Origin of the sequence: Solibacillus sp., from assembly GCF_040273735.1 — a bacterium.
Classification (GTDB): Bacteria; Bacillota; Bacilli; order Bacillales_A; family Planococcaceae; genus Solibacillus.
Genome location: NZ_JBELZM010000004.1, coordinates 121782 through 136568 on the forward strand (window position 1 = coordinate 121782; position 14787 = coordinate 136568).

Here is a 14787-nt window from a genome sequence, read left to right on the forward strand (position 1 = left end):
AATTACTCGATGTCCCTTCATCTAACCATTACTTCTTGTCTTTTTCAAATGTTAATATCAGCATCGGTAATAACATACCACGTACTAGGAATGTATCAATAAGAATACCTACTGCGACGATAAAGCCGAATACGAATAGATCGGCAATTGGCATTGTCATTAATGCCGCGAAAGTTGCTGCGAGTATTATACCTGCTGACGAAATAACGCCGCCTGTATTACGGATAGCAATTTCCAGCGCCTGTTTCACTGTTGTACGTTTCCGCTCTTCAAGGAATCGGGACACTAAAATAATGTTGTAGTCAATACCTAGCGCAACCAGGAATATAAATGCATAGACAGGCACACGTGTACTGATTGCATCGTAGCCAAACAACACATCAACTAAGAATAATCCTAATCCCAATGCCGATAAATACGACACTAAAATTGTTGCCATCATGTAAATCGGCATTTTCCAAGACTTCGTAAGGAAAAATAATAACACTAAAATTAAAATCGTTTCCAACACTACAATTTTAATAATGTCGTCATTGTTAACATTGCGCTCATCCAGCAATTTTGCTGTTGTTCCCGCAAAGTGCAGCTCACCGTCAATTCCGGCTGCCGCTAAATAATCTGCGCTGTTTTCACGCATTTCTTCGATCTTATCGATTGCTTTCGGATCATATGGGTTTAAATCAAACGCCATTGATAGTTTCAGTTTTGTTTCGTCTTCTGAAACGGCTGATGGGCGAACAGACGCAATTTCATCTTCGGTTAATAATGCTTCCGTTAAATCTTGTTTTTGCTGTTCCGTTAATGTCTGCTCACTTTCGACTAATAGTGAAGTCGGTGCAAGTTCCCCTTTATCAAAGCGTGACTCGACGATTTCATAGCCTACGCGTGACGGCAATTCTTCAGGGAAAGATTTTACCGTATCAAATTCATAATCTAGATTGAACACATTTAATGAAGTAATAATCATGAAAATCAGGACTAATCCGCCTGATAAATAAGGTTTGTTTACTACAAACTTGGCAATTGCTCCCCAAATTCCATGCTTTACTTCCTTTGTCTCACCGAATTTCGGTACTTTCGGCCAGAATGCTTTACGGCCAAATAAGGCGAATAGCGCCGGAACTAATGTAATTGAACCTAGCATAATAACAAATACTGCTGTACCAAAGATTGGTGCGAAGTTTTGGTAGTCACGGAAATCTGCGAAGAATAGCACAAGCATTGCCGCCAAAACTGTTCCGCCCGCAAAGAATACCGGTTCTCCAGTTGCACGCATCGCATATTTCATTGCTTCATATTTGTTTTCGTAATGGTTCAGTTCTTCACGGTAGCGCGAAAACACGAATAATGAGTAGTCGATTACTGCAGCAAATAACAAGATACTCATAATCGATGTTGTAGAATTATTAATTTCTAAACCAGCTGCCCCCATTAAAGCAACTGACTGATTTACTACTTGATAAACAATAACCGTTGCCAGTAATGGAATAATCGCTAAAAGTGGAGAACGGTAAATAATGATTAATAATACTAAAATAATCCCGATTGTCGCGAATAATAACTGTAAGTCTGCTTGTTCAAACAGTTTTACTGTATCGCCGGCAATCCCTGCTGGTCCAGTAATATAGAACTGTGTGTCTCCTGTTTTTTCTGCAGCTTCATTTCCGATTCCAGATGCAAAATCATTAATTTCCGCATATTCCGAATTTCCAAGACCTTGCTCCAGCGTCATTGGCACGATCATAGTCGTTTTATCTTCCGATGTGAATCCTGCTAAAGCTTGTGGCGGCAAGTTCGAAATGTCAACTATTTGGTCAACACCTTCAATGTTTTCCGTAATCATTGCGTTTAAAATTTCTTTTACGCTGTCGACGTTAATTTCCCCGTTTTCATTATGGAAAACCAATATACCTGGTGTTCCTTCATCATTCGGGAAGTATTCGCTTAATTTATTTTCAGCGATAATTGATTGTGCATCATCCGGCAGTGACTGGAAGTTTGTCACTTTATATTCACTTAGCATTGGACCGGCGCTTAAGCCGATCATCAATACTAGCCAGACAATGAGTGTGATCCAGGCACCGCGTTTTGTTGATACCCAGTCTGTAATTGGATTTAGAAACTTGTTCATCGATATCCTCCTTTTTAACACCTCTGCATTATAAAGAAGCTATATGAACTTCATATAAACTTTCCGGTAAATCAATTCAATATAAAAGACCAAAATGTCCATTTTCAACATTTTGGTCCTTTAACTATCAAGCACATATTTACTATTCCGTTATTAATACACAATTCATTAGCTGCTTTTTATCAATTTTACCGACAACGGTTTTAGGAAGTTCCTCAAGAAAGTAAATTTGCTTCGGTACTTTGTAATTGGCGAGGTGTTCTTTACAGTACTTTAAAAGCTCCGATTGAAGTTGTTCGGAGGGATGTTCAGAAATAACAAACGCTACAACACATTCGCCCCATTTGTCATTTGGAATACCAATAACGGATACTTCCTGCACCACTTCATGGGTGATTAAACATTGTTCGACTTCTTGCGGATACACATTTTCTCCGCCCGTTATAATCATTTCTTTTTTCCGACCGACAATGTAATAATCGCCGTCTTCATCAAATTTCGCCAAGTCGCCTGTCCTTAACCAGCCATCCTCAAATGTTTCGATCGTTGCCTCTTCATTTTTCCAGTAATATGAAAAAACATGGCTGCCTTTTAAGCAAATTTCGCCAACTTCTCCTTCTGAACATCGCTGACCTTCTTTATTAATAATTTTTACTTCATTGAATAGCATACTTTTTCCGATAGCACCTTTTTTATTCATTGCTACTTCTGCGTCGATGGAAAAGTTATTCGGACCTGCTTCAGTTAACCCGTACCCTTCTTTAAAAAACAGCCCTCTTTTTTGAAAACATTCATATATAGGCTTCGGACATGGTGCGCCTCCCGATAAAAATACCTTCACTGTCGGGAAACTGGACTGTTTAAAATACTCAGTTTCAATAATCGACTGATACATTGTCGGTACAAACAACGAAACTGTCGTGTTAAATTCATTAATGGCCCGAACTGCTCTTTCCGGATCAAATTTCCGGCCGATTACTACTGTCCCTCCTGCCATTAGAATCGGCAATGCTAGAGCATTAATTCCTCCTGTATGAAAAAGGGGCATATAATTCAGTGTGCAGTCTTTATCGTTTAACCCCCAGCTAATGGCGGTATTCATCGCATTCGTAGTGACAGCTTCATATGATAGGACAACACCTTTTGGTTTACCGGTCGTCCCCCCGGTGTAAATAATCATCCACGGAAGCTGAGGTTCATCACGCCACTTATATGTAGTAGGCTCAACTAACTCAGAGCTGCCGCATGTTAAAATTTTGGCTGGCGATAGCTGCATTGCGCGTACACAATGCGTATCATCCGTAATTAATAAAGCGGGTGTGCAATCGGATAAAACCACCTGTAATTCGGATATAGATAATTTTGTATTCAACGGAACATAGATCAATTCGTTTAAGCGACAAGCAATTAAAATGGCAAAGCTTTCAATTGAATTTTCCATCAACGTTACGACACGATCTCCCCGCTGTAACTGCTGTTTGGAAAAAGTGCTGCTCCACCCATTCGCATGCTGCATCAGCTCTTTATATGTCCACGTCTCACCTGTTTCTATTTGAATTAAAGCCGTTTTATCCGGTGTTTGGCCCGCTCGTTTCGCAATCCAAAAGTCCAGCTGTTGCATTAGCCATCCCACCTTTTACATCATAATGCCGCCATCAACTTGCAGAACATGACCTGTAATATAACTCGCTTCATCCGATGCTAAAAATAAATAAGCATTTGCGATATCTTGCGGTTTCCCTAATCGTTGCAAACTTGTAATGCCTTCCATTTGCTGGAGCACTTTCTCCGGCATTTTTTCGACCATTGGTGTTGCGGTAAATCCAGGAGCAACAGCATTTACATTGATTCCTTTACGTCCGAGCTCCTTTGCCCAAGTTTTTGTCATCCCGATGATCGCCGCTTTTGTTGCGGCATAGTTTGTTTGACCAAAATTTCCATATACACCACTTACAGATGAAGTACTGATAATTTTCCCTGATCCTTGTGCGATCATATGAGGAGCTACTGCTTGTGTGCAGTAGTAGACACCATTCAAGTTAATTTGAATGACCTTTTCAAAATCCTCCTCACTCATTTTTACAAGCGTTGCATCACGGGTAATCCCTGCGTTATTTATTAAAATATCGATTTTGCCGAACCGATCTACAACCTGTTCAACCATTTCCTTTACGTCACCGAGTTTCGATACATCAACTGCAAAGAAAGCGACATTCTCCCCCAGTTCTGCTTCAATTTTTTCGCCTTGTTGTTTGTCATAGTCTACGATGGCTACTTTTGCGCCTTCTTTCAAAAAACGCTTTACCGCTGCAAGGCCAATACCGCCCGCACCACCTGTAATGATTGCTACTTTATTTTCTAAACGCATATAGCTCCGACCCCTTTTAAGATAAGATAAATGCCTCGATTGCCTCTTTTGTTTCATCCAAACAATCGACTAGCGGTGAGTGTCCGCAGTTTGTCAATTTCATTATTTGGGCACGGCCTCCAAAATCCTCGATAATTTCGGTTGTCATCGCCCCGTTCACTACAAAATCGCGGTCGCCGTATAAAACAAATGTTGGAATGTGAATATCTTTTACTTGATTCGTTCCATTTGCCGCTTCATTATCTACTGCACTTATATTGAATGTGTTTAGTGCATGGTACACATCCGCCAAATTACGCTGTGTCAGCATGTCGTCCACATATTGTTCATAGCGTGCCTCGTCCGGCTGTTTCTGCGTATAAATAGCACTGTTCCATATAAACTTCAGCCCATCACGGTTTTTCGTGTCATAAATTTGCTGCATCGGGATCGTTTTGACAGGATCCTGCTCAATTTGCTCGATTGTCACCAAACGCTTTGTAAGATCCGGTGTACCGTCCGTATTTGAACTATAAAATGGATAACCGCGTGTTGAACCGGAAGCAAATAATACGAGCTTTTTACTGTAGCCCGGGTAATCTGCACAAAACTGCATCGCCACATTACCACCCGTCGACCAGCCAACGATCGTAAAGTCCCTCAACTCAAGCGCATCAACAAAAAGCTTAATATCATCGCTGAAATCTTTGATCGATGTAATCCGTTTATTGTACGTTGATTCGCCAAAGCCGCGCATATCCACCGCATAAATTGTGAATCGTTCATCCATTGATTCCATCAGTAAATCCCAATGCTTCGAACTTGTCATATTGCCATGAACTAATAGAACAAGTTCATCGCCGCCTTCTCGCTTCCGATATGACAAAGTTTCACCATTTGTTAATTCCACTTTTGCTAAAACGTCCACCTTATTCATATTAAGCCCCCCACTTTACTGTAATAGCACCCCATGCGTAGCCTATACCTGCACTCACTAACGAAACAATTTGCCCTTCCTGCAGTTTCCCTTTCTTACGTGCAAGGCAAAGAGATAAAATCTGGTCGATTTGCCCGATATGCCCGTAATGCGATAAATAAATCGAATTCTCTTCTGATAAGCCGAGCTCTTTTAATACATAGTCATGTGCAGACTTTTTCATATGGAGCATCGCAACATAATGTAAATTATTTTCGCTATATCCACTTTTCTGCAGCGATTGGCGAATCACCTTTAAAAAATTGCTTAATGATTTCTGCTCCAAACGAAGCTTCATGCCTTCAGGATCGAGAACATCCAATATATAGCGGCCTTCCTGAATATGGTCAACCGTTAACGGTTCCTTTGTACCCCCTACCGGAACAACGACATCTTCGGAAAATGAACCGTCTGTAATGAGCGAGGCTTCCAGCAATTCGTGTCCCCCCGCATTTTTCTGTAAAATCATCGCACCTGCACCTGCGCCTAAATTGAACATAAAACGTGTCCGCTCATTTTCATAATCGATAAAATCATGGTTGCGGTATCCTCCAGCCAGTAGAACGGTCTTGACGGTATCATCCGCAAGCATTAAGCTTTTCGCTACTTTCATCGCCATAATTGCCGTACTGCATCGAAGCTGAACATCAAACGCCCAGGCGTTCACCGCCCCGATTTCTTCCTGAATTTTGATGGCAGCCGTCCATAACGGGTATTCTTTATGCTCTTCACCGATATAAATCACGATATCAATATCTTTTGCATCCACTTGCGCTTCGGAAATGGCTTCTTTTGCCGCTTTCACACTCATTTCAACAGGGTGGTCATTTGGACCGGCAACCACTTTTTCAATAATGCCCATTTTTGTTTCAACGACTGCCGTTGGAATATTTGCCCTTTCCGCAATTTGGGCACCGGTCAATCTTCCTTCAGGTAAATACATCCCTAATCCCGTTATTCCGATCATCGCTGTATCTCCTTTTCACGGAGCTTTACAGAAGCCTTAGTTTTTTGCCCTTTTTTCAGTTTCCATTCATGGTAGCGCATTGAAACTGTACCTACGATGCCTCGCGGGAAGAATATAACAGCTAAAATATACAGGATACCGAAGAAAATGATCCATCGTTCAAAAATAGGATAGTCTCTTGCAAGACCTGATAAATAATGCTGGGCAAATTCAATGACACCTGCCCCGATGATCGGCCCGATTAGCGTTCCAACTCCGCCGATGATTGTCATCATCAGTGCATCGAGTGTAATGTCCATCGTCAGAACACTCGTATTGACAAAGCGTAACGATATCGCGTAAAGCGAACCTGCCAAACTTGCTACAGCACCTGCAATAACAGAAGCGATGATTTTATAGCCTAACGTTTTAAACCCGAGCGATCGTGTACGTTGCTCGTTTTCACGAATTGCAACAAGCACTTTTCCGAATGGTGATGCAACAATTCGTTTCAGTAAAATGAAAATGACAACGAGGCAAATGAGCACTAAAAAATAAAAATACAGTCGTTCACGAAACAGTTCCGGTGCACGGAAAGTAAACCCGTCATTCCCTTTCGTAACCGTACGCCACTTTTCCGCCAACACTAAAAACAATCCTGAAATCGCTAACGTAAACATTGCATAAAAGTGACTTTTCAAACGAAGTGTCAATGCGCCGCTTATTACACTAATAATTGCTGATAACACAATTCCGACTACAATTGAAGCGGCAAATATACCGATTGACGGACCGAAATCGCTCAGCATAATCGCGGTCGTATACGCACCAATTCCGAAAAACATTGCATGACCGAATGAAATAATACCCGTGTAACCTAGTAAAATATCGTAACTCATCGCGAGTATCGCAAAAATACAAAACTGCGTTAATAAAATGGTCATCGTTCTGGAATCCAGTATAGACGGTAATACGGCCATGATTCCTACTACGACTGCATACACTAAATTCACTTTTGATATAATTAATGGCTGTTTTAACATAGAATCACCCCTTCGCTACTGTGAATAAGCCTTGCGGACGGAAAATCAGGACGCTTGCCATTAAAATCATATTGACTGCAACGGATAGAAACGGCACATAATACGCCATAAAGCTTCCGGCAAGCCCTACTAAAATCGCTGCCATCAATGAACCTTGGAAACTTCCCATTCCACCGATCACTACAACGATAAATCCTAAAATCGCGTATTCCATTCCCATTTCCGCATACACAACCCCTGAATACGGAGCCATCAGCATTCCGCCCAACGCCGCCAATGCCGCACCGCTCATAAAGACAATCAAAAATACGCGCTTAATGTTGATACCTAATGCCTGTGTCATTTCCCGGTTCATAACTCCAGCCCGAACAACCAATCCGATTTTCGTACGATTTAAAATGAAATACAGAACACCGAATAATGCAAAGCCTACAACGATAATGAAAATCCGGTATTTAATAATCGTTAAATCGCCAATTTGCCAGCTGCCTGCCAAGTAAGAAGGAACTTTAACAGGTACACCGTTTGGACCGAAAACTACTTTAATCATTTCCTGCAGCACGAGCATGAATCCGAGCGTAATTAAAATCTGCTGTACGTGATTTCCGTAAACTGGCTTAATAATAAGCTTTTCCGTAATAAATCCTAGAACAAGACCTGTGAGAATCGCGACAACGATTCCGACTATAAAACTGTTGCTCCATAAATAGGTGAACACCCCTGTATAGGCACCCCATACGAACAGTCCGCCGTGCGCAAAGTTCAGTACGTCCATTAACCCGAATATAAGCGTCAATCCGGCTGCCAGTAAGAAAATAAGCATTCCAGTCGCTAGTCCATTTATCGTTAAACTGATTATTAGTTCCATTCGCTTCCCCTCCTTATCCGATCCCTAAATATTTACGCTTAAGCTGTTCGTCTTCAATTAAACCTTGCATTTCCCCTGATTGCACAGTCCGCCCGTCATCAATCAATGTGAACGTATCACCGATTTTACTCGCCATCATAAAGTTCTGTTCGACAAGTACGATCGAAGTATGCTTTTTCATTTCAGTAATAGCTTCCATTACTTTCTCGATAACAATTGGCGCAAGACCTTTGGATGGTTCATCGATCAAAAGCAGCTTGCTGTCATTGACAAAAGCCCTTGCCATCGCAAGCATTTGCTTCTGACCACCTGATAAATTGCCGCCTTGCTTTTTCCAGAACTTTTTCAAATCCGGGAATAACTCTAAAATGTACGCCTGTTTTTGCATTGTCGCATTCGTTTCTTTTCGGATCGCCACTTTCATGTTTTCTTCTACTGTCAGCTGTCCGAAAATGCCCTGATCTTCCGGCACATAGCCAATACCACTATTCGCAATATCATAAGGTGTCATTTTCGTAATATCTTTCCCTTCGAAATGAATCGTCCCTTTTGATGCAGGTGCTAATCCCATAATTGTGCGAAGTGTCGTCGTTTTCCCTGCACCGTTTCGTCCCAGTAAAACCGATACTTCTCCCGCTTTTGCTTCAAAATTGATGCCTTGCAAAATATGATATTGTGAAATGAATGTCTCCACACGCTCCAGTGTTAAAATATTACTCATATGCAAGGCCTCCTAAATACGCTTGTTGTACCGTTTCATTGTTCATAATTTCCTCAGGTGAACCGTCAGCCAACAGCGCACCGTTGAACAGCACCATAATCGAGTCGGACAAGTCGATAATCATATCCATTTTGTGCTCGATCAATAATATCGTTTTATCGCCGCGCTCCTTAATCGAACGAATCACATCCAATATTGCAGGTACTTCCTCCAATGACATACCGGCTGTCGGCTCATCCAACAGTAAAATTTCAGTATCAAGTGCCAGTAACATTCCGATTTCCAGTTTTCTTTTTTCACCGTGTGAAAGCTGATTCGCCACCTGATGCATTTTTTCGGTTAATAACACTTGTTCCAAAATCTCAACCGCTTCATTCGTAATCTCTTTGTATTTCAAAAAGTGATTGAGCATATGGAAGCGCACTTTTCGTTTCGATTGCACAGCAAGGCGCACATTTTCCAACACCGTTAAATTCGGGAACACATTTGTAATCTGAAATGACCTTCCAATTCCTAATCGCGTCCGATCCACCGATGACTTTTTTTTAAGCGATTGTCCTTTAAAGAACACATCGCCTTCAGTCGGCTCCAGCTCGCCGCTAATTAAATTGAAGAATGTTGTTTTTCCCGCACCGTTTGGCCCAATAATGGATTTAAATTGCTTTGCTGTCATTTCAAAATTAATGCTGTCCACCGCTTTATGCTCGCCGAATTTAATCGATAAATTGTTCGTTTTTAAAATCGGTTCCATCATCTCACCCTCTCGTTGTTCATTTTCATTTCCGTCTGATTTCATAGAAGCCTTATAACAAAAGGCTGTCTTAAAGCTCAACACTTTTTAGACAGCCTCACTTATTTACTAGTTTAAAATAGGAGGTTCCGTTTCTTCCGGAAGTAATTCACGTAATAATACTGGTACCGGGTAATCAAATTCCGCTACTTTTTCAAGGCGGATTGCGTACATTGTCTGTAATGCCTGGTGGTCTTCTTCACGGAATGTCATCGTTCCTTTAGGTGTTTCAAATGACATACCTTCCATTAAAGGAATTAACGTATTTCCGTCCGCATCTCCACCTGATTTTTTCAGTGCTTCTACAATCGCAACTGCCGCTGTAAAGCCACCCGGTGTAAATAGATCTGGCACTTCCCCATTGAAACGTGCTTTATGTTCCTCTACTAACCAATCATTCACTTCATTTTTCGGTAGTGTATGGTGGTAAACAGAGAATCCTTCCATGCCTACTAATGGCTCCATAAATTGAAGTGCAATAATGTCCGGTGCACCAGTCGAAATTTTAATCCCTTTTTCCTGCAGTTTTAAATCCGCAATCTGATTCCAAGGAGAGTTCGCCCCTGCCCATACAACAAATAAGAAGTCCGGTTTCGCATCAATAATTTTTTGCAAGTTTGACGTAAAGTCTGTTGCCGCCGGATCTGCAAATTCTTCTAGGACAATTTCAGCACCCAATCCTTCAGCTGCTGCTTTAAATGCCGCTACACCATCCCAGCCGAATGAATAGTCCGGTGCAAACGTTGCAATTTTCACCCCTTCTCCAGCGATTGCCGCTGCCGCTGCATATGCATCCTGTGAAGAGTTACGCGCTGTTCTGAAAATGTACGGATTAAATTCCGAACCTGTAATACTGTCCGCTACTGCTGGTTCTACAATCATAATTTTCTCGTATTCTTCTGCTAGTGGAAGTACTGCCAATGTGTCACCTGAACTTGATGAACCAACTAAAAAATCAACCGCATCATCCTCTAGTAGCTTCGTTGCCTTTTGAACGGCTACTTCCGGTTTCGTTTCTGTATCTTCCCAAACGACTTCGATTTTACGGCCTTCCACTTCCATCGTGCCGTCTGTCGCATATTCAAGACCTAATTCGAATCCGTTTTTCGTCTGCTTACCATATGATTCAAGAGCTCCCGTTAACGATGCAAGTACACCGACTTTAATCGGAGTTGTGGATGCAGCTGTTTCCGTTGTTCCGCTCTCATCTTGCTCAGCTGAATTTGTAGTTGATGAATCATCGCCGTCTGTTGAATCACTGTTACATGCAACCAATAAGAAAATCGATAATACCGCAAAAATTAACCATAAACGTTTTTTCATTCAATGTCCCTCCTAGCCAAATTTTCAGCATAGCTATCTGCTTAACCGTAATGTAACATCGCTAAGTTACAAATGAGTTACATTTGATGAGTGGAACTCCGATAAGTGCGAAATGCTGAAGATTTGTTCTAATAAAAGCTGATTTTTTCTAATAAATAATATTTTGTTCTAATATAATTGCGATTTTCTAATATATCGTGCGGTAGTTCTAATATCACTTCGAAATGTTCTAATATCGGTTCTCAATCTGCTAATATCCCACCTTCTTGTTCTAATAAGCTGTTCAATTGTTCTAATAAAACTACGGCAAGACTTTTTTCCATCCCAATTACATGCAATCCAGGCTTCATTTCAATTCGATTGCAAACATCTTCTAATATGTGCTCCATTTTTTCTAATAGCGCTCTAACTTCTTCTAATAACCCGCTCGAATGTTCTAATAAAATGGCAATAAAAAAAGCCATGTTGAATGGCATCTTCAACATAGCTCTATCAATCTATTCACATTTTCAACACAAGCTCATACAGTCGCTCGGTCGGTTCCATCGGCGCGATTTTATATTGGTCGTCCAGTACATCTACACAGCGCTCATAATATCTGATCGCGTCCCGGCGGTTCCCTAAATAGTAATGGGCAAGCATGAGCAGCCGGTAGCCTTCTTCATGACCGTCATCAAGAGCAATAATCCGGTCTGCCCATCTGATCACTTTCTCGAACTGCTGGAGACGAACATAATTTTGTGCCACACGCTCTAGAATGAGCAGTATTTGTTCATTATAATGCGCCTGAAAAGGTTCCAGCCATTCCCGTTCCATTTCAGAACAAAACGGTCCATCCACAAGCCGCATCGCCAGTTTCAGCCATTCATTTGAAAGCTTGGCGGTCTTTTCTTCCAATCCGCGCTGCACATAATACATAAAATGGGCAACATCACTATGAATCCAGCGATCTTCCAATTTATATAAATGCTGATGGCGCTTGATAAAATTGCTTTCTTCACGCGCTGATCTTGTCGGCTCCAACGTTTTTAACATTGCGTTAAAAACAACTTTGAAATCCCTTTGCATCGCTTCTTCATCCTGCTGCCAGATGGCATCGCAAATTTGCTGGCGTGATACAAACTGCTCGCGGTGAATATATAAATACAAAAACAGTTCCTTCGCTTTCAACCGCTTCCACTCTTTATCATGAATCATTTCATTCTCACGGTAAATTTGCACAGGACCAAATAACGTCAACGAAAGCTCCGTACTTGGTGCTGCATTTAAATTTAACTGGCTATATAAGGAGGTCTCCTGCTGCAGCTCTTTCGCTAGTTGAACAAATATGATCAAATAGCGCGGTCCGAAAAGGGTTTTCTTCTCCATGAAAAAAGGATAGTCATTCACACATAAATCCCAAAAGCGACGATGATATGTTAACGCATGTTCTTGATCATTTAATTTTGCAAAACAATACGCCAGCCAAAAGGAGCAGATTGTCTGACCGTACGTATCCTCACTGCGCTCATAATAGGACAATGCCTGTTTTGCTGTATCAATCGCTTCTTCAAAACGGCTGTTTTCTGCCAGTACTTTCGTCAATGCCGTCAACAGCAGTGCCGACATCCAGAAATCCTGTACTTTATTCGTTTCCCTCAGTCCGATTTGTGCATGGCGCTTCGCCTCAAAGATATTGTCTCGGTGATACAAAATAAGCCCCATATAACACTCGGCAGTAATACGTTTTACATGAATGAGATTGAGAAGCTCAAGCGTCTCATCAAAACAGCCTTTCGCACGTTCGAAATCTTTCATCTCCATATTTAGCAGCGCCAGCCCTTTACGCAGCTTTGTCAGGGCAAGTGTATACGGCATATCAACGAGCGCTTCTTTTCCGCCTTCAATAATTCGGCTATAGGCTTGCGTATTCTCACCCATTAATACATCGATCAGAACGAGCAGTAAATCGGTTGTGCGATGTGCTTCTTCCCATTGGAACGGCTTTGACACACGCGCATTCAGCAACTCTTTCGCTTTGTCCAGCTGACCGTGTCGCAAATAAAGACGTGCATCAATATTATTAATGTTTAGCTGCAGGTTTTGCGACTGGCTCCAGCGCAGCGCCTCCCCCGCTTTCCCCAAATTAATCAGGTTTTCGGTATATAAACTATTAATAAGATGACGTTCTGTATCACTTACGTCTACTTCATTCAATAAGCTAATCGCCTGCTGTAAATGGTGTTCGGCAAAAACCGGCTGAAGGGTATCCAAATAAATGTTGGCCAGCCCAAACTGCGAACGCATTAAAAATAGCCGGTCCTGCTGCAACTGCGCTTTTATAAAGCATTCATTGTACGCATTTTTTGCCCGTTCATATTGCGCACGGTAACGCTGGCATTCCCCTTCATAATAAAGAAGCTGATAAGGTTTTTCTTCAATTGCAAATTCTTTCAGCCGTTCCAGTAAGAATTCAAACTGCCCTGCTTCAATAAACTGTGGTGCAAATTGCATCAGTAACTCCATATAGTACCGGTTGTTTTTCAGCTGGGTTGCATGTGTGACAGCTAGTACACCTAATTTTTGATTGGCATAGTAACGGGCTGCCTGTTCATGGAATTCCTCATGCAAATCCGGATAGTATTCGCTCAGCCTTTGCTGCAAAAACTGTTGGAACAGCGCATGGAACCGGTATTTTGTTCCTCCTGCCAATGGTGTTATAAACGCAAGCTCATCCAACTTCGGCTTCACTTGCTGTATCCATTCGACCCCGTACAGCTCTGTAATGACATCAAGGGAAATTACTTGATGAATGCCAAGCTTTAAAAGCTGAAGCTGAAGTTGCTCGTCCAGCTTATCGAATACTTCCGCAGAAAGGTAAGCAAAGAAATTCCCCACCGATCCTTCCGCAATATCGATGAGCTGTTCCTGACTATATTTCGCTTTATAGCCAAGCAGCATGATCGCCATCGCCCAGCCTTCAGTCATTTGCATAATAAATTCGCTTTGTTCGTCCGTTATTTGCCTGTCAAAAAAAGCTTCAAATAAATATTGAACATCTTCTTCTGAAAAAGTAAATTCCGGCTCAAAACATTCTATCAGTTGATTATTCATACGAAGCGTCAACAAACAGCTCCATTCAGGCATCTTCCTCGTCGCGACAATAATATGGAGGTTGGCAGGCAAAAATTGGAGCAGCTGATTCATAATGTAATTAATTGGAAATACGTGTGACACATGGTGATAATCGTCCAATACAATTGAAAATGGGTCTTTTATATGGTGCAGCTCATTCGCAATTTGTTTTGAAAGCTGCAGTAACTCTTCCATATTATGAAACTTTAATGTCTCATCCCAGCCTTTTAGTTTTTCACCAAACGACGGAAAATGCTGCTGAATACTATAGATAAAATGACGTAAAAACGGAAATATTGAGTCATCATCCGGCGTAATCTGATACCAGGAGGATTTTGTTTTTTGATCGTTTAAAAACTGACTAATAAGCGATGTTTTACCGTAACCTGCACTACTATGTAAAATGGTACACTTTGCATGCGGCCAATCCGAAAGCTTTTTCATTAACTTTGCTCTTCTTAAATAGTTATTAACTGGTGTCGGAGGTATAAGTTTCGAGACAAAAATATGTTGCTCCAATGCTTCCCA

The 14787-nt window shown here is 41.5% G+C and carries 12 protein-coding genes; all 12 read right to left on the reverse strand.

The window, feature by feature from the left end:
* Positions 1 to 28: 28 nt before the first annotated feature.
* Complete coding sequence (locus ABS917_RS06180; RefSeq protein ID WP_350478181.1) at positions 29 to 2131, reverse strand: MMPL family transporter; 2103 nt, start codon at positions 2129 to 2131, stop codon at positions 29 to 31.
* 142 nt (positions 2132 to 2273) lie between these two features.
* Positions 2274 to 3752 carry a class I adenylate-forming enzyme family protein gene (locus ABS917_RS06185; RefSeq protein ID WP_350478182.1) on the reverse strand — a complete coding sequence of 493 codons (1479 nt, stop codon included), beginning with the start codon at positions 3750 to 3752 and terminating at the stop codon, positions 2274 to 2276.
* 15 nt (positions 3753 to 3767) lie between these two features.
* Complete coding sequence (gene fabG, locus ABS917_RS06190; RefSeq protein ID WP_350478183.1) at positions 3768 to 4499, reverse strand: 3-oxoacyl-ACP reductase FabG; 732 nt, start codon at positions 4497 to 4499, stop codon at positions 3768 to 3770.
* A 16-nt stretch (positions 4500 to 4515) separates the two neighbouring features.
* On the reverse strand, positions 4516 to 5415 hold the full coding sequence (phaZ, locus tag ABS917_RS06195; protein ID WP_350478184.1) for an intracellular short-chain-length polyhydroxyalkanoate depolymerase: 900 nt from the start codon (positions 5413 to 5415) through the stop codon (positions 4516 to 4518).
* A 1-nt stretch (position 5416) separates the two neighbouring features.
* On the reverse strand, positions 5417 to 6421 hold the full coding sequence (locus ABS917_RS06200) for a 3-oxoacyl-ACP synthase (RefSeq protein WP_350478185.1): 1005 nt from the start codon (positions 6419 to 6421) through the stop codon (positions 5417 to 5419).
* Positions 6418 to 7443, reverse strand: coding sequence for a branched-chain amino acid ABC transporter permease (locus tag ABS917_RS06205; RefSeq protein WP_350478186.1), 1026 nt, complete (start codon positions 7441 to 7443; stop codon positions 6418 to 6420). The genes ABS917_RS06200 and ABS917_RS06205 overlap by 4 nt, the downstream gene beginning before the upstream one ends.
* Positions 7444 to 7447: 4 nt before the next feature.
* Positions 7448 to 8311 (reverse strand): branched-chain amino acid ABC transporter permease, encoded by an 864-nt coding sequence (locus tag ABS917_RS06210; protein ID WP_350478187.1) that lies wholly within the window; start codon positions 8309 to 8311, stop codon positions 7448 to 7450.
* A gap of 13 nt (positions 8312 to 8324) precedes the next feature.
* Positions 8325 to 9032: an ABC transporter ATP-binding protein gene (locus tag ABS917_RS06215; RefSeq protein ID WP_350478188.1), complete on the reverse strand. Its 708-nt coding sequence runs from the start codon at positions 9030 to 9032 to the stop codon at positions 8325 to 8327.
* A complete protein-coding gene (locus ABS917_RS06220; RefSeq protein WP_350478273.1) occupies positions 9025 to 9783 on the reverse strand; it encodes an ABC transporter ATP-binding protein in 759 nt (252 codons plus the stop codon). Before ABS917_RS06220 ends, ABS917_RS06215 begins: the two co-directional genes overlap by 8 nt.
* A gap of 108 nt (positions 9784 to 9891) precedes the next feature.
* On the reverse strand, positions 9892 to 11145 hold the full coding sequence (locus ABS917_RS06225) for a substrate-binding domain-containing protein (protein WP_350478189.1): 1254 nt from the start codon (positions 11143 to 11145) through the stop codon (positions 9892 to 9894).
* 242 nt (positions 11146 to 11387) lie between these two features.
* Entirely contained in the window at positions 11388 to 11609 is a 222-nt protein-coding gene (locus tag ABS917_RS06230) for a hypothetical protein (RefSeq protein ID WP_350478190.1), read from the reverse strand.
* A 37-nt stretch (positions 11610 to 11646) separates the two neighbouring features.
* Positions 11647 to 14778: an AfsR/SARP family transcriptional regulator gene (locus ABS917_RS06235; protein WP_350478191.1), complete on the reverse strand. Its 3132-nt coding sequence runs from the start codon at positions 14776 to 14778 to the stop codon at positions 11647 to 11649.
* Between the last annotated feature and the right edge of the window lie 9 nt (positions 14779 to 14787).

What these genes read in the sequence shown, in the direction of transcription:
- ABS917_RS06180 (WP_350478181.1), bottom strand. Translation starts at nt 2,131, where the DNA reads ATGAACAAGTTTCTAAATCCAATTACAGACTGGGTATCAACAAAACGC.
- ABS917_RS06185 (WP_350478182.1), bottom strand. Translation starts at nt 3,752, where the DNA reads ATGCAACAGCTGGACTTTTGGATTGCGAAACGAGCGGGCCAAACACCG.
- fabG (WP_350478183.1), bottom strand. Translation starts at nt 4,499, where the DNA reads ATGCGTTTAGAAAATAAAGTAGCAATCATTACAGGTGGTGCGGGCGGT.
- phaZ (WP_350478184.1), bottom strand. Translation starts at nt 5,415, where the DNA reads ATGAATAAGGTGGACGTTTTAGCAAAAGTGGAATTAACAAATGGTGAA.
- ABS917_RS06200 (WP_350478185.1), bottom strand. Translation starts at nt 6,421, where the DNA reads ATGATCGGAATAACGGGATTAGGGATGTATTTACCTGAAGGAAGATTG.
- ABS917_RS06205 (WP_350478186.1), bottom strand. Translation starts at nt 7,443, where the DNA reads ATGTTAAAACAGCCATTAATTATATCAAAAGTGAATTTAGTGTATGCA.
- ABS917_RS06210 (WP_350478187.1), bottom strand. Translation starts at nt 8,311, where the DNA reads ATGGAACTAATAATCAGTTTAACGATAAATGGACTAGCGACTGGAATG.
- ABS917_RS06215 (WP_350478188.1), bottom strand. Translation starts at nt 9,032, where the DNA reads ATGAGTAATATTTTAACACTGGAGCGTGTGGAGACATTCATTTCACAA.
- ABS917_RS06220 (WP_350478273.1), bottom strand. Translation starts at nt 9,783, where the DNA reads ATGGAACCGATTTTAAAAACGAACAATTTATCGATTAAATTCGGCGAG.
- ABS917_RS06225 (WP_350478189.1), bottom strand. Translation starts at nt 11,145, where the DNA reads ATGAAAAAACGTTTATGGTTAATTTTTGCGGTATTATCGATTTTCTTA.
- ABS917_RS06230 (WP_350478190.1), bottom strand. Translation starts at nt 11,609, where the DNA reads ATGGCTTTTTTTATTGCCATTTTATTAGAACATTCGAGCGGGTTATTA.